We start from the raw sequence: 24,095 nt of genomic DNA, 5'->3' as shown, positions 1-24,095 counted from the left end.
GAATTCTCTTGGGGGAATGTTAGAAACGCAGCGGCCACTGCCGCACACGGTCACGCAGGTTGTGCAACAGGCGAATCAAGCCCTCGGGTTCCTTGATCAGGAACACGATGATCAACACGCCAAAGATGATTTTCTGCAGGTTCTGCAACTGCCCCGCATCCACCGAACCGCCAAACAGCGCCTGCCCTGCGTGGCTGAGGAAAATCGGCAACAAACTGATGAAAGCCGCGCCGACAAAGTTGCCGGCGATGCTGCCCATGCCACCGATAATGATGATGAACAGGATCTGGAATGAACGATTGATATCGAAGCTGCTGGCGCTGGCCGTGCCCAGGTAGGCAAAGGCCCACAGCGCGCCGGCAATGCCGAGGTAAAACGAGCTGACGGCAAACGCCAGGCGCTTGTAGCGCACCACTGGGATGCCGACCACGGCGGCGGCGGTGTCCATGTCGCGGATCGCCATCCAGTTGCGCCCGACCTGGCTGCGCACCAGGTTGATCGCAGTCCAGGTCAGCAGCAGCACCGTGACCAACGTCAGCAGGTAACGGCCCAGCGGCGTGTTGAGGTCATGCCCGAACAACGCAAGCTTCGGCGCGGAGATGGTCCCGGACGAGCCATAGTTGTAGAACCAGGGGAATTTGACGAACAGCCACTCCAGGAAAAACTGCGCGGCCAAGGTGGTGACCATCAGGTAGAAGCCCTTGATCCGCGAGCTGGGCAGGCCGAACAACAGGCCAACCAACGCGCTGATAATCCCGCCGCCCAGCAGCGCCACCGGCAAGCCCAGCTCCGGCAGGCGCAGCAAAAAACCGTACGTGGCAAACGCGCCGACGGCCATGAAACCGGCGGCCCCCACCGAGGTTTGCCCGGTGTAGCCGGTGAGCAGGTTCAAGCCCAACCCGGCCAACGACAGCACTAAAAAAGGAATCAGGATCGCATTGAGCCAATAGTCATTGCCCCACAGCGGCACCACGACAAAGGCCAGCGCCAACAGGCCAATCAGCCCCCAGGGAATGCGCCGCTGGATCAGCAGCAACGGCGCGGTGTGTTGAGCAACAGGGATCGACATGGTTTCAGACTCGCTCGATGGCGCGCTCGCCGAACAGGCCGGCGGGACGGATATACAGGAAGGCCAGGGCCAGTACGTAGGCGAACCACGGCGTGATGCCGCCGCCGATCAAAGGGCCGATATACACCTCGGCCAGATTCTCCGCCGCGCCGACGATCAACCCACCGACAATCGCCCCGCCAATCGAGGTAAAGCCGCCGATGATCAGCACCGGCAAGGCCTTGAGCACCACCAGCGACAACGAAAACTGCACCCCTTGGCGCGCGCCCCACAGCAGCCCCGCCACCAGCCCGACAATCCCGGCCACCGCCCAGACGATCTGCCAGATACGGTTGAGGTTGATGCCGATGGACAGCGCCGCCGTGGTGTCATCCGCCACCGCGCGCAGCGACACGCCGATGCGGGTCTTGTTGAACAGCAACGCCAGGACGGTCACCAGCACCACCGCAGCGGCCGCAGCGATCAGGTCGAACTGGCTGAGCATCAGCGGGCCGATGAACAGCGGCACGTCGTCGATGCCCAGATCGAGGGCGCGCACTTGCGAGCCCATCAGACCCTGGGCCAGGCCTTCGATAATGAACGACAGGCCCAATGTGGCCATGAACAAGGTGATCTGTGAACGGTTTACCAGCGGCCGTAACACCAAGCGCTCGATGAGTAAGGCGCCAATGATCATCACGATCACGGTCAAGAGCAGCGCCAGGGCAAACGGCACGCCCTGATCATGCAGGCTGACAAAGGTCAGCGCGGCAAACAGCAGCATCGAGCCCTGGGCAAAATTGAACACACCGCTGGCTTTGTAGATCAGCACGAAACCGATGGCGACCAGCGAATACATGGTGCCGGCGAGCAGACCGCCGAGCAGGGTTTCAAAGAAAAACGTCATCAGTGCGCCACTCCCAGGTAGGCCGCGATCACCTCGGGATTGGCCTGTACTTCGGCGGGCGTGCCGTCGCCGACCTTGCGCCCGTAATCGAGCACCACCACGTGGTCGGACAGCCCCATGACCACGCCCATGTCGTGCTCGATCAACACCACGGTAGTGCCAAGGTCGCGGTTCACGTCGGCGACGAAGCGCGCCATTTCCTGTTTTTCCTCGGCATTCATGCCCGCCATGGGTTCGTCGAGCAGCAACAGGCTGGGCCCGGCGATCAATGCGCGGCCTAGCTCAACGCGCTTTTGCAGGCCGTAAGAGAGGTTGCCCACCAGCACATCACGTTGAGCTTGCAGCTCGAGGAACTCGAGAATGCCCTGGGCACGCAGGCGGAACGCTTCGGCTTCCCGGCGTGCGCGGGGTAAGCCCAGGGCTTGTTCAATAAAGCTGCTGCGCAGATGCCGCGACAGGCCGGTAAGGATGTTGTCGAGCACGCTCATCTTCTTGAATAGCGCGTTGTTCTGGAAGGTGCGACCAATGCCGCGGCGCGCGGCGCCCAACGGGTCGATGCGGTGGAAGTGCTGGTCTTCGAACACGATCTCGCCGGCATCGAAGCGATACACGCCATTGAGTACGTTGAGCAACGAGCTTTTGCCGGCACCGTTAGGGCCGATCAGCGCGCAGATCTCGCCGCGCGCCACGTCGAAGGACAAGGCATTGATCGCCTTGACCCCCTTGAACGACAGCGAGATATCCCGCACCTGGAGAATGGCTTGGCTCATGCGATGTCCCGTTTGAATTCCGCCAGCCACACCGGCGAAGGGGTGGATTTGAGGGGTTGCCAGATATAGGCCAGGCGCTGGAAGCCGAGCAGCTTGCGCACACGGTTTTTCAACAGGCGACGCAGGCCGCTTTGCGGGTGGGCGATGGCCCAGTCGCACAGGCGTCGGCGCCAGGTGCCTTGGGGTGCCAGGCGGCTTTCAATCTCGTCGGCCAGGTGCTGCAAACGTGCAGGTGACAACAGCAGGCCGGTGGGCGCCACTTCACTGCGATCACGCCGGGCCGAAGCCGGACTTTCCGGGAAGGCCAGGCCATGGCCGCTGTTCAGCCATTGCTCCAGCACGACCGCCAGGCCGCCCTGCCAGTGCGTGCCCTCTTCGCTCCACAATGCGGTTTCGCCGCTGGGTTGCCACCAGCGGGCGAGGTGTTGTGCCGGATCAACCGGACCCAGCAATTGGGCGAAGTCCAGCAGGTTGGCCGATTGCCAATGCCGCACTTGCTGGCGGTCCTGGGTGTAAGAGTGGGTGGGACGTATGCGCCACAGGTGTTGTTGCAGCGCGTCGACCTCAAGGTCGTCAGCCAGGGTCAGGACCTGGCCGCCGATGGAATGAGCCGCCAGCGCCAACAGCAACAGGTTCGGCTCGAACGCCCCGCTGAGGGCCAAGCGCGATTGCTCGTCAAAGCCCTGCTGGCGCAAGCCATCGGCCAGGCGTTCTACATCCCGCAAGGTGTCGATCCAGCGCCACGCATGCCACTGACCCTGGCGTTTGTGGCGCAAGGCGGTGTGCAGCGGCGTGATCTGTGCCCAGTGGTGCAGTTGTTCCAATGCCTTGGGCAGGTTGCCGAGCAGTTCGGCGGGCCATTCCGGGGCCAGCGGACGTTTGAGTTCGTGCACGCTCATAGGGGTAATGCTCCTAATGGGGTGATGTGCGTGCGGTGGTCCGCTGGCCAAGGTGGATCAAACAATAAAGATCAAATGTGGGAGCTGGCTTGCCTGCGATGACGGTATTTCAGTCACTTATCAGCCAACTGACCTACCGCTATCGCAGGCAAGCCAGCTCCCACATTGACCGGGGTGTTCAGTTAGAGGGTGGTGGCCTTGAGGTCGCGGTAACCGGCGCCGGGGTGATTGGCGCCCAACCGCGCACCGTCACCCAACAACTTCTCGCGCAGCGTGCCCTGGGCATATTCGGTCTTGTACACCCCGCGCTTCTGCAACTCCGGCACCAGCAGGTCCACGGCGTCGATGAAGGTTTCGTGGGTCAGCGCATAGGCCAGGTTGAAGCCGTCTACGTCGGTTTCCTCGACCCACTCCTGCAACAGGTCCGCCACGGTTTCCGGGCCGCCGACAAACAGCGGGCCAAAGCCGCCGATGCCGACCCAATCGGCCAGTTCATTCGGCGTCCAGACTTTGTTCGGGTCGGCCGTGGAGAAGGCTTCCACCGCCGATTGAATGGCGTTGGTGTGCACATGCTTGAGCGGTTCATCCGGTTTGAACTGACTGAAGTCGATGCCGGTCCAGCCGGAGATCAACGCCATCGCGCCTTCATAACTGACGTAGGATTTGTACTCGTCGAACTTGGCCTTGGCCTTGGCATCGGTCTCACCGACGATCACGGTCTGCAGGTTGAAGATCAGGATTTTCTTCGGGTCGCGCCCGGCTTCGGCGGCACGCCGGCGGATGTCAGCAACCGTTTTTTTCAGCAGCACCTTGGACGGTGCGGCGACGAACACACACTCGGCCTGCTCGGCGGCGAACTGTTTGCCTCGGCTGGACGCGCCGGCCTGGTAAAGCACCGGCGTACGTTGCGGCGAGGGTTCACACAGGTGAATACCGGGCACCTGGAAGTGTTTGCCGACATGGCGGATCTCGTGGATTTTGCTCGGGTCGCTGAAAATCCGGCGCTCGCGATCACGCAAGACGGCGCCCTCCTCCCAGCTGCCTTCCCAGAGTTTGTAGCAAACCTCGAGGTATTCCTCGGCGTAGTCGTAGCGCGCATCGTGTTCGGTCTGGGCTTTTTGGCCGAGGTTCTTGGCGCCACTCTCCAGGTAGGAGGTGACGATATTCCAGCCGATGCGGCCCTTGGTCAGGTGATCCAGGGTCGAGAGGCGACGGGCGAACGGATACGGATGTTCGAATGACAACGAAGCCGTCAAGCCGAAACCAAGGTGTTCGGTGACCAACGCCATCGGCGCGATCAACGACAGCGGATCATTGACCGGCACCTGAGCCGCCTGACGAATCGCCGCGTCGCCGTTGCCGTTGTACACGTCGTAAATGCCCAGCACGTCGGCGATGAACAGGCCGTCGAACTTGCCGCGTTCAAGGATCTTGGCGAGGTCGGTCCAATACTCCAGGTCCTTGTACTGCCACGAACGGTCACGCGGGTGCGCCCACAGGCCGGGCGATTGGTGGCCGACACAGTTCATGTCGAAGGCATTCAAGCGGATTTCACGGGACATCAAAGCACTCCGTTGAGGTGGTAGTTGCCGACAACCTGGTATTTCCAGCGCAGGGGGTCGTCGAGGGTCGACGGCAGTGCGGTGCGTTGGCCGGTCAGTTCGAATTCGGCGTTGCTCGCGGCAATCAAGGCTTCGGCGGCGGCGATCTGCGCCTCGGTGGCGGCCACCGGGCTTGGGTGGGTTTCAGCGCGTTCCAGCAAGGCGGCGGCCACGTCGACGCGGATCTGCAGATCGCCGAAGCGGCTGATCACATAGGGGTCATCGCTTTTCTGGACATGGCGGCGGGTGCTGTCCAACAGTTGGCGCGCAAGGCTCAGTGCGGTCATGGTCAATCCTCAGTTCCAGGGGTGGCGCGCGGGCTTCACGCCGTTGAGCACGAAATTGCCGATCAGGTGGTATTTCCAGCGGGCCGGATCGTGCAGGGTGTGGGTGCGTGCGTTGCGCCAGAAGCGGTCGAGGTTGTGCTTGCCGGTGACCGAGCGGGTGCCGGCCAGTTCGAAGAGCTTGCTGCTGGCGAGCAAGGCGGTTTCGGCCGACAGCACTTTGGCCTGGGCCACCACCAGCGAGGCGTGGGCCACGCTGTCTTCACTTGGCTCGGCGAGGGCACGGTCCACCGCCAGGCCGGCCTTGGCGAGGATGGCTTCGGTGCCGTGCACACGCCATTCCAGATCACCGATGGCGGCGATGGTGAACGGGTCCTGCCAGCCGTGATCCTGCTGGCTGTCGATCCACGGCCGCGCCTGGCGTGCGTAGATCTTGGCCTGTTCAAGGGCGCCCAGGGCGATGCCGGTGTCGACGGCTGCCTGGATGATCTGTGAAATCGGGCCGTTGGCGGTGGGTTGATCGAAGGCCTGGTGGGCGGGGATCACCGCGTTGAGAGGCACGGTTACGCCGTCAAGGGTCACGCCGCCGCTGGCGGTGGTGCGCTGGCCAAAACCGTCCCAGCTGTCGATCACATTCAGGCCTTGGGCATCGCGTTCGATGAAGGCAATAAACGCCTGGTCTTTTTCGTTATTGCCGACGGTGGGCACGATGTGGGCGAATAACGCGCCGGTGCAGTAGAACTTCTCGCCGTTGATTTGCGCGGTGTCGCCGTGGAAACGGATCTGCGTGTCGAAGGTGCCGGCGTTCTTGCTCTTGGCTTCGGAGAACGCGTTGCCGAAACGATAGCCGGCGAGGACTTTGCCGAAGTAGTAGTGTTTTTGTTCCTCCGTGGCCGTCTGCAGCAGAATGTCGACCACGCCTAAGTGGTTCTGCGGAATCTGCCCCAGGGAGGGGTCGGCGGCGGAGATCAACTTGATCACCTCAGCCACCGTCACATAGGACACCTCGGCACCGCCATAAGCCTTGGGAATGGTGATGCCCCACAGGCCGCTGGCCGAGAACGCGTCGAGTTCGGCCACCGGCAGGCGACGCTCACGGTCGCGCTCGCTGGCGTCGACGGCAAACCGTGCAGCCAGGCGCGTGGCGACCTCGATGGCTTCCGCGTCCGAGCGGATGATATGGGCAGGGTGTTGAGGGTGGGCTGACATGGGCCGACTCCAGGCTCCGAGGGGATACTGGAGTGATTGCAGGAGTCGTGCCTGAATTTAATTGCCAATAAAATCAGCGATTTGCCGGTCATTCAGCGCAACATGGCGCGTTTCAAAGCAGCAAAGTGTCCATCCACTGTTGCCGGGCGAACAGTTAGATCACCACGTTGCGTACAAACCGCACGGACACATCGCCGTCATTGCGATAGCCATGCACGTGGCGGCTGGCGAACATGTAAAACTCGCCGGCGGCGACGTGTTTTTCTTCCTCGCCCACCAGCAGGGTGAGGCAGCCTTCGAACACGAACAGTTGCACGCTCCAGCCATCCGGGTCGGGATCTGGGCTGTAGCGATCGCCCGGTTCCAGTTGCATCTCCCACAACTCGACCTCACGCCGTGCCGTGGCCTTGGCCAGCAACACTGCCTTGCTGCCGGGGATTTCACCGGCCCAGGCCAACTCGTTGATACGGCTATGGTCAGGGGCATCCGGCGCCTGGATCAGGTCGCTGAACGCCACGTCCAAGGCTTCGGCCACCCGGTCGAGGGTGGACAGGCTGACATTCTTCTCCCCCGCCTCGATGGCCACCAGCATGCGCCGGCTGACCCCGGATTTTTCCGAGAGCGCGGTCTGGCTCAGGTCGGCGGCATGGCGCAGGCGACGAACGTTCTGGCTGACGTGCTGCAGGACCGAGGCCCGTTGTGGGTTTTCTTTGTGCACTATATTGCTCAATGGGTGGGTGTGCGCAGTATACTGCCCAGCGTGCGGCGCATTGTGCGGTCCGTGCCTTTCCCTTGCAAGACCGAGCCGCCATGACCACCGCGAACGCCTCCCCTCGTTTCAACCGTTTCAGCAAAGCCGAATGCATCCTGGTGGTGATCACCATGATCTGGGGCGGCACCTTTTTGCTGGTGCAACACGCAATGACCGTCAGCGGGCCGATGTTTTTCGTCGGGCTACGGTTTGCGGCGGCAGCGATTGTGGTCGGCTTCTTTTCCTTGCGCACGTTGCGTGACCTGACGCTGTTCGAGTTGAAGGCCGGCGTATTCATCGGCGTGGCGATCATGTTTGGCTACGGGCTGCAAACCATTGGCTTGCAGACGATCCTGAGCAGCCAATCGGCGTTTATCACGGCGTTGTATGTGCCGTTCGTGCCGCTGTTGCAATGGCTGGTATTGGGACGCCGTCCTGGCTTGATGCCGAGCATTGGCATCATGCTGGCGTTTACCGGCTTGATGCTGCTGACCGGGCCGGCGGGCGCTTCGCTGAATTTCAGCCCAGGTGAGATCGCCACGTTGATCGGTGCCGTCGCGATTGCCGCTGAAATCATCTTGATCAGCGCCTTTGCCGGGCAGGTGGATGTGCGTCGGGTGACCGTGGTGCAACTGGCCACGGCGTCATTGCTATCGTTCCTGATGGTGGTGCCGATGGGTGAGGCGCTGCCGGGTTTTTCGTGGCTGCTGCTGTTCAGCGCAGTGGGCCTGGGTTTGACCAGTGCGGTGATCCAAGTCGCCATGAACTGGGCGCAGCAAAGCGTTTCGCCCACCCGAGCCACGTTGATTTATGCCGGTGAGCCGGTGTGGGCAGGCGTGGTGGGACGGATCGCCGGGGAGCGCTTCCCGCCGATTGCGATGCTGGGCGCGGCGTTGATTGTGGCGGCGGTGATTGTCAGTGAAATGAAGACCAAGGCACAAAAGGCGCTTGCAGTGGACAATGAGCTGGAGCAGGAACATCAGGGCTAAGCGGGGCATTGAAACAATGCCAAATGGGAGTTTTCGGCCTACCTTGTAGGATCCTGCCACATCTTGCCGTTTGGTGATCGAGAAAGCGGCACGTATGATGCATCCCAAACTCCCGCAGATTAGAAGCCTATGTCCCTGATAGTTCTACTGCTTCTGCCGTTCGCTGGCAGCTGTCTGGCGGCCTTGCTGCCGCACAATGCACGTAACACCGAATCCCTGTTGGCCGGCCTTGTGGCCCTGGTCGGCACCATTCAAGTCGCCCTGCTCTACCCCCAGATCGCCCACGGGGGCGTGATCCGCGAAGAATTCATGTGGTTGCCCAGCCTCGGGCTGAACTTCGTGCTGCGCATGGATGGGTTTGCCTGGCTGTTCTCGATGCTGGTGCTGGGCATCGGCACGCTGGTGTCGTTGTATGCGCGCTATTACATGTCACCGGACGACCCGGTGCCGCGCTTCTTCGCGTTTTTCCTGGCGTTCATGGGCGCCATGCTCGGGCTGGTGATTTCCGGCAACCTGGTCCAGATCGTGTTCTTCTGGGAACTGACCAGCCTGTTCTCGTTCCTGCTGATCGGCTACTGGCACCACCGCGCCGACGCGCGACGCGGCGCGTACATGGCGTTGATGGTCACTGGCGCAGGCGGCTTGTGCCTGCTGGCGGGCGTTATGTTGCTGGGGCATATCGTCGGCAGCTACGACTTGGACCAGGTGCTGGCAGCGGGCGATCAGATTCGCGCGCACTCGCTGTACCCGGTCATGCTGGCCCTGGTGCTGATCGGTGCCTTGAGTAAAAGCGCGCAGTTTCCCTTCCACTTCTGGCTGCCTCACGCAATGGCGGCGCCCACGCCGGTGTCGGCGTACTTGCATTCGGCAACGATGGTGAAGGCCGGCGTGTTCCTGTTGGCCCGCCTGTGGCCGTCGCTGTCCGGCAGCGAAGAATGGTTCTATATCGTCGGCGGTGCCGGCGCGATCACCCTGCTTCTCGGCGCTTACTGCGCGATCTTTCAAAACGACCTCAAGGGCCTGCTGGCCTATTCCACCATCAGCCACCTCGGCTTGATCACCTTATTGCTGGGCCTCAACAGCCCACTGGCCGCCGTTGCAGCCGTGTTCCACATCCTCAACCACGCCACGTTCAAGGCCTCGTTGTTCATGGCCGCCGGCATCATCGACCACGAAAGCGGCACCCGTGACATCCGCAAGCTCAGTGGCCTGGTCCGCTTGATTCCCTTTACCGCGACCCTGGCGATGGTTGCCAGTGCGTCCATGGCCGGGGTGCCGTTGCTCAACGGTTTCCTGTCCAAAGAGATGTTCTTCGCCGAAACCGTGTTCATCTCCTCCACCGCCTGGGTGGAATTTGCCCTGCCGGTGATCGCGACGGTCGCGGGTACGTTCAGCGTGGTCTATGCGCTGCGCTTCACCATTGATGTGTTCTTTGGCCCCACCGCCACCAACCTGCCGCACACGCCCCACGAACCCCCCCGCTGGATGCGTGCGCCGGTGGAGCTGCTGGTGTTCACCTGTCTGCTGGTGGGGATTTTCCCGGCCCAGATGGTCGGTTCGATCCTCGCCGCTGCCGCCTTGCCTGTCGTCGGCGGCGTGCTGCCGGAGTACAGCCTGGCGATCTGGCATGGTTGGAACGCGCCGATGATCATGAGCCTGGTGGCCATGTCCGCTGGCGTGGTGCTCTACCTGCTGCTGCGCAAGCAACTCAAGCGTGGCCGCTTCAAATACCCGCCCGTGATCAGCTACTTCAATGGCAAGCGCGGCTTCGAGCGCTGCCTGGTGGTGTTGATGCGTGGCACGCGCAAGATCGAGAAGCTGGTCAGCACCAAACGCCTGCAGACCCAGTTGTTCCTGCTGGTACTGGCGGCGGTCATCGCCGGTTTGATCCCGATGCTGCACAGCAGCCTCAGCTGGGGCGACCGGCCGAAGATCCCCGGTTCAATCGTATTCGTGACCCTATGGCTGCTGGCGATTGCCTGTGCCCTCGGTGCCGCCTGGCAAGCCAAGTACCACCGGCTGGCGGCCCTGACCATGGTCAGCGTGTGCGGCCTGATGACCTGCGTGACCTTCGTGTGGTTCTCGGCGCCGGACCTGGCGCTGACCCAACTGGTGGTGGAAGTGGTGACCACGGTGCTGATCCTGCTCGGCCTGCGCTGGCTGCCACGGCGGATCGAAGAAGTGTCGCCACTGCCAAGTTCCTTGCGCAAGGCGCGCATCCGGCGCCTGCGCGACTTCCTGTTGTCGACCGTGGTCGGCGGCGGCATGGCGCTGCTGTCCTACGCGATGCTGACACGCCAGACGCCCAACGACATTTCCTCGTTCTACTTAAGCCGTGCCCTGCCCGAAGGCGGCGGCAGCAATGTGGTGAACGTGATGCTGGTGGACTTCCGGGGCTTCGACACCCTGGGTGAAATCACCGTGCTCGGCGCCGTGGCGCTGACCGTTTACGCCCTGCTGCGACGCTTCCGCCCATCTAAAGAAAGCATGCAACTGCCCGCCCAACAGCGCCAGTTGGCGCCGGACGTGGCTACCGACCTGGTCAACCCACGCCAGGCCAGCGACACCGCCCTGGGCTTCATGATGGTGCCGGCGGTGCTGGTGCGCCTGCTGCTGCCGATTGCGCTGGTGGTGTCGTTCTACCTGTTCATGCGCGGCCACAACCAACCGGGCGGCGGGTTTGTCGCCGGCCTGGTGATGTCGGTGGCGTTTATCCTGCAATACATGGTCGCCGGCACGCAGTGGGTCGAGGCGCAGATGAGCCTGCGGCCGATGCGCTGGATGGGCTTCGGGCTGTTCTCGGCGACGCTGACCGGCCTCGGTGCACTGTTTGCCGGGTATCCATTCCTCACCACCCACACCTGGCATTTCAGCCTGCCGCTGCTCGGCGACATCCATATCGCCAGCGCCTTGTTCTTCGACGTCGGCGTGTACGCCATGGTCGTCGGCTCGACGCTGCTGATGCTCACCGCCCTCGGCCACCAGTCCGTGCGGGCCCATAAACCGAGCAACCAGGCCAAAGTGGTTGCCGCAACGGAAGGAGCCGCCTGATGGAAGAAGTCATCGCAATTGCCATTGGGGTCCTGGCGGCCTCCGGCGTCTGGCTGATCCTGCGGCCACGGACCTTCCAGGTGGTGATGGGCCTGTGCCTATTGTCGTACGGGGTCAACCTGTTCATTTTCAGCATGGGCAGCCTGTTTATCGGCAAAGAGCCGATCATCAAGGACGGCGTGCCGCAAGACTTGCTCAACTACACCGATCCCCTGCCCCAGGCGTTGGTGCTGACGGCTATCGTGATCAGCTTCGCCATGACCGCCTTGTTCCTGGTGGTGCTGCTCGCCTCCCGTGGCTTGACCGGCACGGACCATGTGGACGGCCGGGAGCCCAAGGAATGACGTGGATGAATCAAATGATCGTCGCGCCGATCCTGCTGCCGTTGCTCACCGCCGCATTGATGCTGATGCTCGGCGAGAAGCACCGCCCGCTCAAGGCGCGCATCAACCTGTTTTCCAGCATGATCGGCCTGGGCATCGCTGTTTTGCTGCTGTACTGGACGCAAAAAGGCGGCCCCGGCTCGATTGGCGTGTACCTGCCGGGAAACTGGCAAGTGCCGTTTGGCATCGTGTTGGTGGTGGATCAGTTATCGGCACTGATGCTGGTGCTCACCGGCATCATCGGCGTGAGTGCGCTGTTGTTCGCCATGGCCCGCTGGGACCGTGCGGGCACCAGTTTCCACGCGCTGTTCCAGGTGCAGATGATGGGTCTGTATGGCGCCTTCCTCACCGCCGACCTGTTCAACCTGTTCGTATTCTTCGAGGTGCTGCTGGCGGCGTCCTATGGCTTGATGCTGCACGGCTCGGGCCGGGCGCGGGTGTCGGCGGGGCTGCATTACATTGCGATCAACCTGCTCGCGTCGTCGCTGTTTTTGATTGGCGCGGCGATGATCTACGGGGTGACTGGCACGCTGAACTTCGCTGACCTGGCGTTGAAAATCCCGCTGGTGCCGGAGGCGGATCGTGGCCTGTTGCACGCCGGTGCGGCGATCCTGGCGACGGCATTCCTGGCCAAGGCCGGCATGTGGCCACTGAACTTCTGGCTGGCGCCCGCCTATTCCTCGGCGAGTGCGCCGGTGGCGGCGATGTTCGCGATCATGACCAAGGTCGGCGTGTACACCGTGCTGCGCCTGTGGACCCTGCTGTTCTCCGGCCAGGCCGGTGCCTCGGCGCTGTTTGGCGGCGACTGGCTGGTGTATGGCGGCATGGCGACCATCATCTGCGCCGGGTTGGCGATGGTGGCGGCGCAGCGGCTGGAGCGCATGGCCAGCTTGAGTATCCTGGTGTCGGCGGGGATCTTGCTGTCAGCCGTTGGTTTCGCTCAGCCGAGCCTGACGGCGGGGGCGCTGTTTTATCTGGTCAGTTCTACCTTGGCATTAAGCGCGCTGTTCCTGCTGGCCGAATTGATCGAGCGTTCGCGCTCGGCCAACGACCTGCCGCTGGATGAAGAGATCGATGCGCTGCCCAAAGCCATGGAATCGCTGCACCCACGGCCCGGCGTCAACCTCGACGATGAACAGCAAGCCGTGGTCGGCCAGGTGATTCCCTGGACCATGGCCTTCCTGGGTTTGAGTTTTATCGCCTGCGCCCTGCTGATCATTGGCATGCCGCCGCTGTCCGGGTTTATCGGCAAGCTCAGCCTGTTGAGTGCACTGGTCAATCCGCTGGGCCTGGGCGTCAGCGTTGACGCGCCGATCCGTCCGGCGGCCTGGGGCTTGGTGGCGCTGCTGATCTTATCGGGCCTGGCCTCGTTGATCGCCTTCGCCCGCCTCGGCATCCAGCGTTTCTGGACCCCGGAAGAGCGCCCTTCGCCGCTGCTGCGTCGCTACGAGTGCCTGCCGATCTTCTTCCTGCTGGGCTTGAGCATCCTGCTGACCTTCAAGGCCGAGCCGCTGATGCGCTACACCCAGGACACAGCCGTCAGCCTGAACAACCCGGAACACTACGTGATGGCGGTGATGGCCACGCGCCCGGTGCCGAGCCCTGAAGCCAAGGCCGCCGCGCTGGAGGTGCAGCCATGAAGCGTCTGTTCCCTGCCCCGTGGTTGTCGCTGGCGTTGTGGCTGCTGTGGCTGGTGCTCAACCTGTCCGTAAGCCCCGGCAACCTGCTGCTGGGCGCACTGCTGGGTTTTCTGGCGCCGCTGATGATGGCGCCGCTGCGGCCGTTGCCGATTCGCATTCGCCGCCCAGGGGTGATCATTCGCCTGTTTTTCCTGGTCGGCCGCGATGTGATCATCTCCAACCTGCAAGTGGCCTGGGGCGTACTGAGGTGCGGCTCCCGTCCACCGCGTTCGCGCTTCATCAAGATCCCCCTGGACCTGCGCGACGCCAACGGCCTGGCGGCGTTGTCGATGATCACCACGGTGGTGCCCGGCACCATCTGGTCGGAACTGGCGCTGGACCGCAGCATCCTGCTCTTGCACGTGTTTGACCTGGAGGATGAAGTGCCCTTCATCGAGCACTTCAAGTCCACCTACGAACGGCCCCTGATGGAGATCTTCGAATGAGCGCCCTGCTCTCCAATGCGATCCTGCTCAGCCTGTTCCTGTTCTCACTGGCCATGGTGCTGACGCTGATCCGTCTGTTCAAAGGCCCATCGGCCCAGGACCGGGTATTGGCGCTGGACTACCTGTACATCCTGGCGATGCTGATGATGCTGGTGTTGGGCATTCGCTACGCCAGTGACACCTACTTTGAAGCGGCGCTGCTGATTGCGCTGTTCGGCTTCGTCGGCTCGTTTGCCCTGGCGAAATTCCTGCTGCGTGGGGAGGTGATTGAATGATGCCGTTATGGATGGAAATCGTCGTGGCCGTGCTGCTGGTGTTGAGCAGTGTGTTTGCATTGATTGGCGCGATCGGCTTGCTAAGGATGAAGGACTTCTTCCAACGCATGCACCCGCCGGCATTGGCTTCGACGTTGGGGGCGTGGTGTGTGGCGTTGGCGTCGATCATCTACTTTTCGGTGCTCAAGTCCGGCCCGGTGTTGCACGGGTGGTTGATTCCGATCTTGCTGTCGATCACGGTGCCGGTGACCACGTTGCTGCTGGCGCGTACGGCGTTGTTCCGTAAGCGCATGGCGGGGGATGATGTGCCGGCGGAGGTCAGCAGCCGGCGCTGATACCTGAAAAGTACGCGGAAAAAAAGTGGGAGCGGGCTTGCTCGCGAAAGCGGTGTATCAGGAACACATACAGTGACTGACACTCCGCTTTCGCGAGCAAGCCCGCTCCCACATTTGGTTTTGTGCTAGGCAAAAGATCGAATGTGCGCCGCCAGTTCGGACAACTCAGCATCATCCGCCCGCCCATGATCATGGGACGAGATATATCCCTCATACACCTCGAAGAACTTGTCCACCTTCGAACTCAACGGCTTGAACGCACTGTCCGACCCAGTGCCATGCATGGGAAACAACTTCGCATGCAGATGATCCACGCCATACCCCTCCAGCATCATCCCCGTGCGCGCCACATCGGGAAACGCCCGGTCGATCTGCAACGCGGTCTTCTTCGCCGATATCGCGAGCCCGGCCAACACCTCATCCGACTGCGCAAACGCATAGCTGCCGTAGTGCTGCTTGGGAATCACCACGCTGAAACCGGGGGTGTTAGGGAAGATCGAGAGAAACGCCATATGCTGGTCGTCTTCCCACAAGATGTGTGCCGGGGAAGTCTTTTGAACGATGCGGCAGAAAATACAATCCATTTGAATCTCCGTCAGTGGATCCGGGTGTCCTTCAACTGGCAGAAATTCTATTACAAAATCGACGCGCCAAACCTGCGAAACCGCGGCATCCAATCATCCAGAATCTGCGCTGAAGCCAGCACATGATGCGCCCGCCCGATCAACAGCCGGCGCGGCACAAAACCGATATACCGGGAGTCGTCGCTGTTATCGCGGTTGTCCCCAGCATGAAGTAACTGTCAGCCGGCACAATGACCGGGCCAAAACTGCGCAACGCCCGCACCGTCGGCATGAACTGCACCGTGCGCTGACGGTTGGCCGCCAGCTCGTTCAGCTTGATCCCTGGCACCGTGTGGCCGGGCACGATGGGCTCGCTGATGTCCTGGGCATCACTGTAGGTGGACGGCACGCCGTTGACCCACAGCACCTCGTCTTTCATTTCCAGGGTGTCACCGGGAATACCGACGATGCGCTTGATCAGGCGCATGCCATCCTTTGGCGATGAAAATGTCACCACATCGCCGCGCTGCGGGTTGTCGAGCTTGGCCAGGGAAATATCGGTGAGCGGCACCTTGAGGTCATAGGCCACGCGGTTGACCAGCACCACATCGCCCTCCAGCAAGGTCGGGCGCATGGAGCCGGAGGGAATCGGATTCCAATCGGCCAGGGAGGTGCGAAAAACGCCGAAGCACACCCAGAACATGATTGCGTAACGGTAACGGATCAACCAACTTCGCATACATCCTCGCACGACAGAAAGGGGCATCAGGGCAATTTCTTAGAGGCTCGGTTGTTGCAGGTCAGGATTAAATTATCATTAGCGTCCAAGCGCACAAAAAGGAGTTTCGCCATGGATATCAAATGCTCAGTCTTTATCGCAGCCAGCGTCGACGGTTTTATTGCCCGTCCGGACGGTGATATCGACTGGTTGCACCGGCCGGAGTATGAAACCGCTGAGCTGAATGGCGTGACCTATGAAAGCTTCATCGCCACGGTGGATGCGCTGGTGATGGGCCGAAAAACCCTGGAGAAAGTGCTGTCCTTTCCGGAATGGCCCTATGAGGGTACGCCGGTCATTGTCCTGTCTCGCCAGCAACTGGAAATCCCGACGCATCTGGAAGGCAAGGTTGAGGTCATGGCGGGAGACGTGACCTCGCTCGTGGCAACGTTGGCCGAACGCGGTATGAAGCACCTCTATATCGACGGCGGCCAGACAATCCAGGCGTTTCTTGAAGCCGGCCTGATCAATGAGCTGATCATTACCCGTATCCCGGTTTTGCTGGGGCAAGGTATTCCACTGTTCAGCCAGGTTGGCAGTGGGCATGAGCTGCGCCATGTCGGAACCTACGTGTCGGACAATGGGTTTGTTCAGAGCAAGTATGACGTAGATAGTAAGCATTGAAGCCAAGCCCGCGTCCAAAAAAAACGCCCCGAACCAGTCGGGGCGTTTTTCATTCAGCGTTTACCGATCAAGCCTGATCAGCCAACCGCCACGTCGTCCCACCCTTCCCGTCTTCCAACACCACGCCCATGGCGGTCAGTTGGTCGCGGATACGGTCGGATTCCGCCCAGTCTTTGTTAGCACGAGCAGCCAGACGCGCCTGAATCAACGCATCAACCTCAGCAGCATCCACACGCCCTTCGGCGCCGGCTTGCAGGAAGTCCTCAGGCTTCATTTGCAGAACCCCAAGCACGCTGGCCAGTTCTTTCAAGCGGGCCGCCAGGCCAGCCGCTGCATCGAGATCGCTCTCGCGCAGGCGGTTGATCTCGCGCACCATCTCGAACAGCACCGCGCAGGCTTCCGGTGTGCCGAAGTCGTCGTTCATGACTTCGGTGAAGCGGGCCACGAACGCTTCGCCGCCAGCCGGCGCCACGGCCGGCAGGCCTTTCAACGCATGGTAGAACCGCTCCAGGGCGCCTTTGGCGTCCTTGAGGTTGTCTTCCGAGTAGTTGATCGCGCTGCGGTAGTGGCTCGACACCAGCAGGTAACGCACAACCTCTGGATGGTACTTTTCCAGCACGTCGCGAATGGTGAAGAAGTTGTTCAAGGACTTGGACATCTTCTCGCCATTGATGCGGATCATGCCGCAGTGCATCCAGGCGTTGGCGTAGGTCTTGCCGGTGGCGGCTTCGCTCTGGGCGATTTCGTTTTCGTGGTGCGGGAACTCCAGGTCGCTGCCGCCGCCATGAATGTCGAAGGTCTCGCCCAGGCAGCAGGTGGACATCACCGAGCATTCGATGTGCCAGCCCGGACGCCCGGCGCCCCATGGCGATTCCCAGCTTGGCTCGCCCGGCTTGGTAGCTTTCCACAGCACGAAGTCGAGCGGATCCTGCTTGGCTTCGTCGACTTCAATGCGTGCGCCGATACGCAGGTCTTCGATTTTCTTGCGCGACAGCTTGCCATAGCCCATGAACTTGGCGACGCGGTAGTACACGTCGCCGTTGCCTGGGGCGTAGGCGTAACCCTTGTCGATCAGGGTCTGGATCATCGCGTGCATGCCAGGGATGTGGTCCGTGGCACGCGGTTCCATGTCCGGCTTGAGGATGTTGAGGCGCGCCTCGTCCTCGTGCATCGCGGCGATCATGCGCTCGGTCAGCGCGTCGAAAGACTCACCGTTTTCGTTGGCGCGGTTGATGATCTTGTCGTCGATGTCGGTGATGTTGCGCACGTAGGTCAAGTCATAGCCGCTGAAACGCAACCAGCGGGTCACCAGGTCGAAGGCAACCATGCTGCGGCCGTGGCCGATGTGGCAATAGTCGTACACGGTCATGCCGCACACGTACATGCGCACCTTGTTGCCATCCAGCGGCTTGAAGACTTCTTTGGTCTTGCTGAGTGTGTTGTAGATCGTTAGCACAACGGCTTCCTTAGAGAATCACTGGCCCCACGAATCACGCAAGGTCACGGTACGGTTGAATACCGGGCGACCTGGTTTCGAGTCCTTGATATCCGCGCAGAAGTAACCTTCGCGCTCGAATTGGAAACGGTCTTCCGGCTGTGCTTCGCCCAACGAGGGTTCGGCACGACAACCAGTGAGTACTTGCAGGGAGTCAGGGTTGATGTTGTCCAGGAAGCTGGCGCTGTCTTCGGCCTTTTCCGGGTTCGGCGAGCGGAACAGGCGATCGTACAGGCGCACTTCGCACTCGATGCTGGCGGCAGCTGGCACCCAGTGGATCACGCCCTTGACCTTGCGGCCTTCAGGGTTCTTGCCCAGGGTGTCCGGATCGTAGGAGCAACGCAGTTCGACGATGTTGCCATCGGCGTCCTTGATCGCTTCATCGGCACGGATCACGTAGCTGCCGCGAAGGCGCACTTCGCCATTCGGCTCCAGGCGCTTGTAGCCTTTTGGCGGCTCTTCCATGAAGTCATCGCGGTCGATGTAGATTTCACGGGCGAACGGCAGCTTGCGCACGCCGAGTTCTTCTTTTTGCGGATGACGCGGCAACTCAAGGTTGTCGACCTGATCTTCCGGGTAGTTGGTGATCACGACTTTCAACGGACGCAGCACGCACATGGCGCGCGGGGCGTTGGCGTCGAGGTCCTGGCGGATGCTGAATTCGAGCATGCCGAAGTCGACCACGCCGTCGGAACGGTTGGTGCCGACCATGTCGCAGAAGTTGCGGATCGACGCCGGTGTGTAGCCACGGCGGCGGAAGCCCGACAGCGTGGACATGCGCGGGTCGTCCCAACCGTGGACGTGTTTCTCGTCAACCAGTTGCTTGAGCTTGCGCTTGCTGGTGATGGTGTAGTTCAGGTTCAGGCGGCTGAACTCGTACTGACGCGGGTGCGCCGGCACCGGCAGGCTGTCCAGGAACCATTCGTACAGCGGGCGATGGCTTTCGAACTCCAGGGTGCAGATGGAGTGCGTGATGCCTTCGATGGCGTCCGACTGACCGTGGGTGAAGTCGTAGTTCGGGTAAATGCACCACTTGTCACCGGTCTGGTGGTGATGGGCGTGGCGGATGCGGTACATGATCGGGTCGCGCAGGTTCATGTTCGGCGAGGCCATGTCGATCTTGGCACGCAGCACGCGGGCGCCGTCCGGGAACTCGCCAGCGCGCATGCGGGCGAACCAGTCCAGGTTCTCTTCCACCGAACGGTCGCGGAACGGGCTGTTCTTGCCCGGTTCGGTCAGGGTGCCACGGTATTCCTTGGCCTGTTCCGGGCTCAGGTCGTCGACATAGGCCTTGCCTGCTTTGATCAGTTCGACGGCCCAGTCGAACAGCTGGTCGAAGTATTTGGAGGCATAGCGCACTTCACCGGACCATTCGAAGCCCAGCCACTTGATGTCGCTTTCGATGGCGTCGATGTATTCCTGGTCTTCCTTGGCCGGGTTGGTGTCGTCGAAACGCAGGTGCGTGACGCCACCGAATTCCTGGGCCAGGCCGAAGTTCACACAGATCGACTTGGCGTGACCGATGTGCAGGTAGCCGTTGGGCTCTGGCGGGAAGCGGGTGACGATCTGCGTGTGCTTGCCCGAATCCAGGTCCGCCTGGATGATCGGGCGCAGGAAATTGACCGGGACGGCAGGTCCGGCCTTGGAATTCGAGGTAGGGTCGACAGTGGGCTTGCTCATAGGATCCTTGAACAGACAAGTACGTGGCCGGGCTAGGCCGACAAAACAAAGGCGATATCATAGCCGATGCTGTCAAGTACCTGACAGAGCGCGGCCAAAAACTGCTGCATTTATTGCACCGGCGGTAAAAAACCACCTCGAAATTCCTGCAGGGCACGCTAAACTGCGCGCCTTGGCCGCAATTTCGCCATACCGGTCGTGGTGCCAGGCACCCAAACCCACGAATTCCCTGAAAAGAGTAATGAACATGACTCAAGTCAAACTGACCACCAACCACGGTGACATCGTCATCGAGCTGAACGCCGAGAAAGCGCCGATCACCGTCGCCAACTTCATCGAGTACGTGAACGCCGGCCACTACGAAAACACTGTTTTCCACCGTGTCATCGGCAACTTCATGGTCCAGGGCGGCGGTTTCGAGCCTGGCATGAAAGAAAAGAAAGACAAGCGCCCAAGCATCCAGAACGAAGCGGACAACGGCCTTTCCAACGACAAGTACACCGTCGCCATGGCCCGTACCATGGAGCCGCATTCGGCCTCCGCGCAGTTCTTCATCAACGTCGCCGACAATGCCTTCCTGAACCACAGCGGCAAGAACGTGCAGGGTTGGGGCTACGCGGTATTCGGTAAAGTGACCGAAGGCCAGGACGTCGTTGACAAGATCAAAGGCGTGCAGACCACCGGTAAAGCCGGTCACCAGGACGTTCCGGTAGAAGACGTTATCGTCGAGAAAGCCGAGATCGTTGGGTGATATTGCTGATTTCAGATTTGCATCTGGAAGAGGAGCGCCCGGATATCACCCGGGCGTTTCTGGATCTGCTCCACACCCGCGCCCGTGGCGCCCAGGCGTTGTACATTCTGGGGGACTTCTTTGAAGCCTGGATTGGCGACGATGGGATGACCCCCTTCCAGCGTTCCATCTGCGAGGCTCTGCGTGAGCTGAGCGACAGCGGCACCCCGATTTTCATCATGCACGGCAACCGCGATTTCCTGATCGGCAAGGCGTTCTGCAAAGCCGCAGGTGCCACCTTGCTCAAGGACCCGAGTGTCGTGCAGCTCCATGGCGAGCCCGTGCTGTTGATGCACGGCGACAGCCTCTGTACCCGCGACGTCGGCTATATGAAGCTGCGACGCATCCTGCGCAACCCCATTGTGCTGTTTATCCTGCGCCACCTTCCTTTGAGCACCCGCCACAAGTTGGCGCGCAAGCTGCGCAGCGAAAGCCGGGCGCAAACGCGCATGAAGGCTAACGACATTGTTGATGTCACCCCCGAGGAAGTGCCACGGGTGATGCAGCAGTTCGGCGTGCGCACCCTGGTCCACGGCCACACCCACCGCCCCGCCATTCATAAGTTGCAGATTGGTGACCAGGCGGCCAAGCGCATTGTGCTGGGGGATTGGGACAAGCAAGGGTGGGCGTTGCAGGTGGATGAGCAAGGGTTTCAGTTGGCGGCGTTTGATTTTGTGAACCCGCAGTTGGCGCTGCCCGGCGCCTGATACACCGCGTTCCGGTTCGCTTTTTTGTGGTGAGCGAGCTTGCCTCGCGCGGGGCAAGCCCGCTCACCACAAAAGCAGGGTCAACCTCCCAGTTAGTGGCCAGAAGCCGCAGGCCCCGCTTTCGCGGTAAATGGCGGCTTCGCCAACCACACCAGCAACATCAACCCCATGAACATCCACCCTAGCAACGTGAAGTAGTCCACGGTGGACATCATGTACGCCTGGCTGGTGAGAATCTGATCCAACTGCGCATACGCCTTGTGCCCTGCCCCGCCCAGCGCCTGCAACGCATCGCGGGTGGCGGAGTCGTAGGTGGTCATGTTTTCGCTCATGTACGCATGGTGCTGGTCCGCCCGACGGATCCAGATCCAAGTGGTCAGCGACGCCGCAAAACTACCGCCCAAGGTCCGCAGGAAGGTGGCCAGGCCAGCGCCATCGGCAATCTGGTGCGGCGGCAGGTCGGACATCAGGATGCTCAGGGTCGGCATGAAGAACAGCGCCACGCCGATGCCCATGAACAACTGCACCAGGGCGATGTGCTGGAAGTCCACTTCATTGGTGAAGCCGGCGCGCATGAAGCAACTCAGGCCAATCGCCAGGAACGCCAGGCCCGCCAGCAGCCGCAGGTCGAACTTGTGCGCGTATTTGCCCACGAACGGCGACATCAACACCGGCAGGATACCAATCGGCGCCACCGCCAACCCCGCCCAAGTGGCGGTGTAGCCCATCTGGGTCTGCAGCCATTGCGGCAGGATCAGGTTGATACCGAAGAAGCCCGCATAACCCAGGATCAGCACAATGGTGCCGATGCGGAAGTTGCGGTAGGCGAACAGCTTCAGGTTGACCACCGGGTGTTTGTCGGTGAGTTCCCAGATGATGAACACCGCCAGGGCAATCACCGAAATCGCCGCACCGATGATGATGAAGTTGGATTCGAACCAGTCCAGGTCATTGCCTTTGTCGAGGATGATCTGCAAGGCGCCGACGCCGACGATGAGGCTCAACAGCCCCACGTAGTCCATCGGCTGATGGCTGGTGACCACGGGGCGTTTCTTCAGTTGGGACCGCACCACCATCACCGCGAAGATGCCGATCGGTACGTTGATGAAGAAGATCCACGGCCAGCTGTAACTGTCCGTAATCCAGCCGCCGAGGATCGGCCCGGCAATCGGCGCCACCACCGTAACCATCGCGAGCAACGCCAGGGCCATGCCGCGCCTCGCCGGCGGATAGACCGCGATCAGCAGGGTCTGGGTCATCGGGTACAACGGCCCGGCCACCAGGCCTTGTATGACCCGAAAGGCGATCAGTTCGGGCATCGACGTGGAAATACCGCACAGGAACGACGCCAGCACAAACAGCATGGTCGCCCACAGGAACAGCTTCACCTCGCCAAAGCGGCGGCTCAGCCAGCCGGTCAGCGGCAAGGCAATCGCGTTGCTCACCGCGAACGAGGTGATGACCCAGGTGCCCTGCTCCGAACTCACGCCAAGGTTGCCGGAAATGGTCGGCAACGCCACGTTGGCGATGGTGGTGTCGAGCACCTGCATGAAGGTCGCCAGCGACAGGCCAATAGTGGCCATCAACAGGCTGGGTGGCGTGAAGGAGGCGTTATTGCTCATCAGCGTTGCACAGCCTTGGGCGCGGCGAGGCTGTTGTCATGGATCAACTGGGTGATCATGGCGTCGGCCTCAGCCAGTTGGCGGTCATACACGTTAGTGGTGAACGAAGCTTTCTGCGGCGCCTGTTGCGCCAACACCGGGCCGCTCTGGTCGTGCAAATCGACGTTGACCAGGGTGCTCAAGCCTACGCGCAGCGGGTGCTTGGCCAGCTCATCGGCATTGATATGGATGCGCACCGGCACCCGTTGCACGATCTTGATCCAGTTACCGGTGGCGTTCTGCGCCGGCAGCAGGGCAAATGCGCTGCCCGTGCCCGCACCGAGGCTGTCGATGGTGCCGCTGAATTTCACGTCGCTGCCGTAGATGTCCGACTCGATGTCTACTGGCTGGCCGATACGCATGTCGCGCAGCTGGGTTTCCTTGAAATTGGCGTCGATCCACAGCTGGTTCAGCGGGATCACCGCCATCAACGCGGTGCCCGGTTGCACACGCTGGCCCAGTTGCACGGTGCGCTTGGCCACGTAGCCGGTGACCGGTGCAATCAAGGTGCTGCGCGCATTGGTCAGGTAGGCCTGACGCAATTGCGCGGCGGCGGCCTGCACGTCCGGATGGGACGAGATCACGGTGTCATCCACCAATGCGTTGGTGGTTTTCAGTTGCTGCTCAAGGTTGGTCAGCGCGTTTTTAGCGGCGGTCAGGCTGTCACGGGCGTGGGACAGTTCTTCCTGGGAAATCGCCCCGCCCTGGGCCAGGGTTTTACGGCGGTTGAAGTTGTCCTGAGCGGTTTGCACGTCGGCTTTCTGTGCGTTGACCTGGGCCTTCATGCCGTCGACGTTGCTGTACAAGCCGCGCACCTGGCGCACGGTACGGGCCAGGTTGGCCTGGGCGCTTTGCAGGCCGACGGCGGCGTCGTTCGGGTCGAAGTTGACCAGCACCTGGCCTTCGTGGACCAGGTCGCCATCATCGGCGCCGATGCTGACCACAGTGCCGGTGACCAGCGGGGTGATCTCCACCACGTTGCCATTCACGTAGGCGTCGTCGGTGCTCTCGTTGAAGCGGCCGTAGAGTTCATACCAGCCCCAAACGCCCACCACCGCCAGGATGACGATCAGCGCCAGGCCGATCAGCATCACTTTGCGTTTGCGGGGGTTGTTGTCCTGGGGTTGTTCAGTTGCGTTAGTGTTTTCGGCAGTGGCCATGACAAATACC

At 61.4% G+C, this 24,095-nt stretch carries 23 protein-coding genes and 1 pseudogene; 10 read left to right on the top strand and 14 right to left on the bottom strand.

Going from position 1 to position 24,095, the window contains the following annotated elements:
* Window positions 1–19: 19 nt before the first annotated feature.
* The 8 genes from ACP7BX_RS14095 to ACP7BX_RS14060 form a co-directional block, all read right to left on the bottom strand.
* Window positions 20–1,069, bottom strand: coding sequence for a branched-chain amino acid ABC transporter permease (locus ACP7BX_RS14095; RefSeq protein ID WP_426160647.1), 1,050 nt, complete (start codon window positions 1,067–1,069; stop codon window positions 20–22).
* A gap of 4 nt (window positions 1,070–1,073) precedes the next feature.
* Complete coding sequence (locus ACP7BX_RS14090) at window positions 1,074–1,955, bottom strand: branched-chain amino acid ABC transporter permease (RefSeq protein WP_061448941.1); 882 nt, start codon at window positions 1,953–1,955, stop codon at window positions 1,074–1,076.
* Window positions 1,955–2,725 carry an ABC transporter ATP-binding protein gene (locus tag ACP7BX_RS14085; RefSeq protein WP_426160648.1) on the bottom strand — a complete coding sequence of 257 codons (771 nt, stop codon included), beginning with the start codon at window positions 2,723–2,725 and terminating at the stop codon, window positions 1,955–1,957. Before ACP7BX_RS14085 ends, ACP7BX_RS14090 begins: the two co-directional genes overlap by 1 nt.
* Window positions 2,722–3,624 (bottom strand): AMP-binding protein, encoded by a 903-nt coding sequence (locus ACP7BX_RS14080; RefSeq protein WP_426160649.1) that lies wholly within the window; start codon window positions 3,622–3,624, stop codon window positions 2,722–2,724. Before ACP7BX_RS14080 ends, ACP7BX_RS14085 begins: the two co-directional genes overlap by 4 nt.
* 182 nt (window positions 3,625–3,806) lie before the next feature.
* On the bottom strand, window positions 3,807–5,186 hold the full coding sequence (locus tag ACP7BX_RS14075; protein WP_426160650.1) for an LLM class flavin-dependent oxidoreductase: 1,380 nt from the start codon (window positions 5,184–5,186) through the stop codon (window positions 3,807–3,809).
* A complete protein-coding gene (locus ACP7BX_RS14070) occupies window positions 5,186–5,512 on the bottom strand; it encodes an acyl-CoA dehydrogenase (protein ID WP_177110635.1) in 327 nt (108 codons plus the stop codon). The genes ACP7BX_RS14075 and ACP7BX_RS14070 overlap by 1 nt, the downstream gene beginning before the upstream one ends.
* A gap of 9 nt (window positions 5,513–5,521) precedes the next feature.
* Window positions 5,522–6,718: an SfnB family sulfur acquisition oxidoreductase gene (locus ACP7BX_RS14065; RefSeq protein WP_426160651.1), complete on the bottom strand. Its 1,197-nt coding sequence runs from the start codon at window positions 6,716–6,718 to the stop codon at window positions 5,522–5,524.
* A gap of 154 nt (window positions 6,719–6,872) precedes the next feature.
* On the bottom strand, window positions 6,873–7,436 hold the full coding sequence (locus ACP7BX_RS14060) for a helix-turn-helix domain-containing protein (RefSeq protein WP_016977449.1): 564 nt from the start codon (window positions 7,434–7,436) through the stop codon (window positions 6,873–6,875).
* Between the two features lie 92 nt (window positions 7,437–7,528).
* Between ACP7BX_RS14060 and ACP7BX_RS14055 the strand changes: the two genes are divergently transcribed.
* From ACP7BX_RS14055 to ACP7BX_RS14025, 7 genes are all read left to right on the top strand, one after another.
* On the top strand, window positions 7,529–8,458 hold the full coding sequence (locus tag ACP7BX_RS14055) for a DMT family transporter (RefSeq protein ID WP_038846035.1): 930 nt from the start codon (window positions 7,529–7,531) through the stop codon (window positions 8,456–8,458).
* Window positions 8,459–8,587: 129 nt separating this feature from the next.
* Window positions 8,588–11,509 (top strand): monovalent cation/H+ antiporter subunit A, encoded by a 2,922-nt coding sequence (locus ACP7BX_RS14050; protein ID WP_426160652.1) that lies wholly within the window; start codon window positions 8,588–8,590, stop codon window positions 11,507–11,509.
* Window positions 11,509–11,853 (top strand): Na+/H+ antiporter subunit C, encoded by a 345-nt coding sequence (locus ACP7BX_RS14045; RefSeq protein ID WP_003192163.1) that lies wholly within the window; start codon window positions 11,509–11,511, stop codon window positions 11,851–11,853. Before ACP7BX_RS14050 ends, ACP7BX_RS14045 begins: the two co-directional genes overlap by 1 nt.
* Window positions 11,850–13,532 (top strand): monovalent cation/H+ antiporter subunit D, encoded by a 1,683-nt coding sequence (locus tag ACP7BX_RS14040; RefSeq protein ID WP_177095432.1) that lies wholly within the window; start codon window positions 11,850–11,852, stop codon window positions 13,530–13,532. The genes ACP7BX_RS14045 and ACP7BX_RS14040 overlap by 4 nt, the downstream gene beginning before the upstream one ends.
* Window positions 13,529–14,017 carry a Na+/H+ antiporter subunit E gene (locus ACP7BX_RS14035; protein ID WP_426161302.1) on the top strand — a complete coding sequence of 163 codons (489 nt, stop codon included), beginning with the start codon at window positions 13,529–13,531 and terminating at the stop codon, window positions 14,015–14,017. Before ACP7BX_RS14040 ends, ACP7BX_RS14035 begins: the two co-directional genes overlap by 4 nt.
* Window positions 14,014–14,292 (top strand): K+/H+ antiporter subunit F, encoded by a 279-nt coding sequence (locus tag ACP7BX_RS14030; protein ID WP_010209507.1) that lies wholly within the window; start codon window positions 14,014–14,016, stop codon window positions 14,290–14,292. The genes ACP7BX_RS14035 and ACP7BX_RS14030 overlap by 4 nt, the downstream gene beginning before the upstream one ends.
* Window positions 14,289–14,627 carry a Na+/H+ antiporter subunit G gene (locus ACP7BX_RS14025; RefSeq protein WP_028616866.1) on the top strand — a complete coding sequence of 113 codons (339 nt, stop codon included), beginning with the start codon at window positions 14,289–14,291 and terminating at the stop codon, window positions 14,625–14,627. The genes ACP7BX_RS14030 and ACP7BX_RS14025 overlap by 4 nt, the downstream gene beginning before the upstream one ends.
* 125 nt (window positions 14,628–14,752) lie before the next feature.
* Here the strand turns inward: ACP7BX_RS14025 and ACP7BX_RS14020 are convergent, their stop codons facing one another.
* Together ACP7BX_RS14020 and lepB are read right to left on the bottom strand one after the other, a co-directional pair.
* Complete coding sequence (locus ACP7BX_RS14020; protein ID WP_426160616.1) at window positions 14,753–15,211, bottom strand: HIT family protein; 459 nt, start codon at window positions 15,209–15,211, stop codon at window positions 14,753–14,755.
* A 50-nt stretch (window positions 15,212–15,261) separates the two neighbouring features.
* A pseudogene (gene lepB / locus ACP7BX_RS14015) lies at window positions 15,262–15,929 on the bottom strand (signal peptidase I).
* Window positions 15,930–16,040: 111 nt separating this feature from the next.
* On the opposite strand from lepB, the gene ACP7BX_RS14010 reads away from it, so the two are divergent.
* Entirely contained in the window at window positions 16,041–16,592 is a 552-nt protein-coding gene (locus tag ACP7BX_RS14010) for a dihydrofolate reductase family protein (RefSeq protein ID WP_426160615.1), read from the top strand.
* A gap of 67 nt (window positions 16,593–16,659) precedes the next feature.
* Here the strand turns inward: ACP7BX_RS14010 and cysS are convergent, their stop codons facing one another.
* Window positions 16,660–18,048 carry a cysteine--tRNA ligase gene (gene cysS, locus ACP7BX_RS14005; protein ID WP_426160614.1) on the bottom strand — a complete coding sequence of 463 codons (1,389 nt, stop codon included), beginning with the start codon at window positions 18,046–18,048 and terminating at the stop codon, window positions 16,660–16,662.
* Window positions 18,049–18,066: 18 nt separating this feature from the next.
* Window positions 18,067–19,767: a glutamine--tRNA ligase/YqeY domain fusion protein gene (locus ACP7BX_RS14000; RefSeq protein WP_314530043.1), complete on the bottom strand. Its 1,701-nt coding sequence runs from the start codon at window positions 19,765–19,767 to the stop codon at window positions 18,067–18,069.
* 247 nt (window positions 19,768–20,014) lie between these two features.
* Here ACP7BX_RS14000 and ACP7BX_RS13995 point away from each other — a divergent pair, with 247 nt between their 5' ends.
* Together ACP7BX_RS13995 and lpxH are read left to right on the top strand one after the other, a co-directional pair.
* Window positions 20,015–20,518 (top strand): peptidylprolyl isomerase, encoded by a 504-nt coding sequence (locus tag ACP7BX_RS13995; protein WP_016977438.1) that lies wholly within the window; start codon window positions 20,015–20,017, stop codon window positions 20,516–20,518.
* Window positions 20,515–21,264, top strand: coding sequence for a UDP-2,3-diacylglucosamine diphosphatase (gene lpxH / locus ACP7BX_RS13990; RefSeq protein ID WP_016977437.1), 750 nt, complete (start codon window positions 20,515–20,517; stop codon window positions 21,262–21,264). Before ACP7BX_RS13995 ends, lpxH begins: the two co-directional genes overlap by 4 nt.
* Window positions 21,265–21,356: 92 nt before the next feature.
* Here lpxH and ACP7BX_RS13985 read toward each other — a convergent pair whose 3' ends face one another.
* Together ACP7BX_RS13985 and ACP7BX_RS13980 are read right to left on the bottom strand one after the other, a co-directional pair.
* Window positions 21,357–22,886 (bottom strand): DHA2 family efflux MFS transporter permease subunit, encoded by a 1,530-nt coding sequence (locus ACP7BX_RS13985; protein ID WP_426160613.1) that lies wholly within the window; start codon window positions 22,884–22,886, stop codon window positions 21,357–21,359.
* Window positions 22,886–24,085: an efflux RND transporter periplasmic adaptor subunit gene (locus ACP7BX_RS13980; protein WP_177002827.1), complete on the bottom strand. Its 1,200-nt coding sequence runs from the start codon at window positions 24,083–24,085 to the stop codon at window positions 22,886–22,888. The genes ACP7BX_RS13985 and ACP7BX_RS13980 overlap by 1 nt, the downstream gene beginning before the upstream one ends.
* Window positions 24,086–24,095: the final 10 nt, after the last annotated feature.

Source organism: Pseudomonas sp. DWP3-1-3b3 (genome assembly GCF_049896305.1).
Lineage (GTDB): Bacteria > Pseudomonadota > Gammaproteobacteria > Pseudomonadales > Pseudomonadaceae > Aquipseudomonas > Aquipseudomonas azotoformans_A.
Note: the sequence above shows the minus strand (reverse complement) of the source record. Positions and strands in the feature narration are given on the sequence as shown.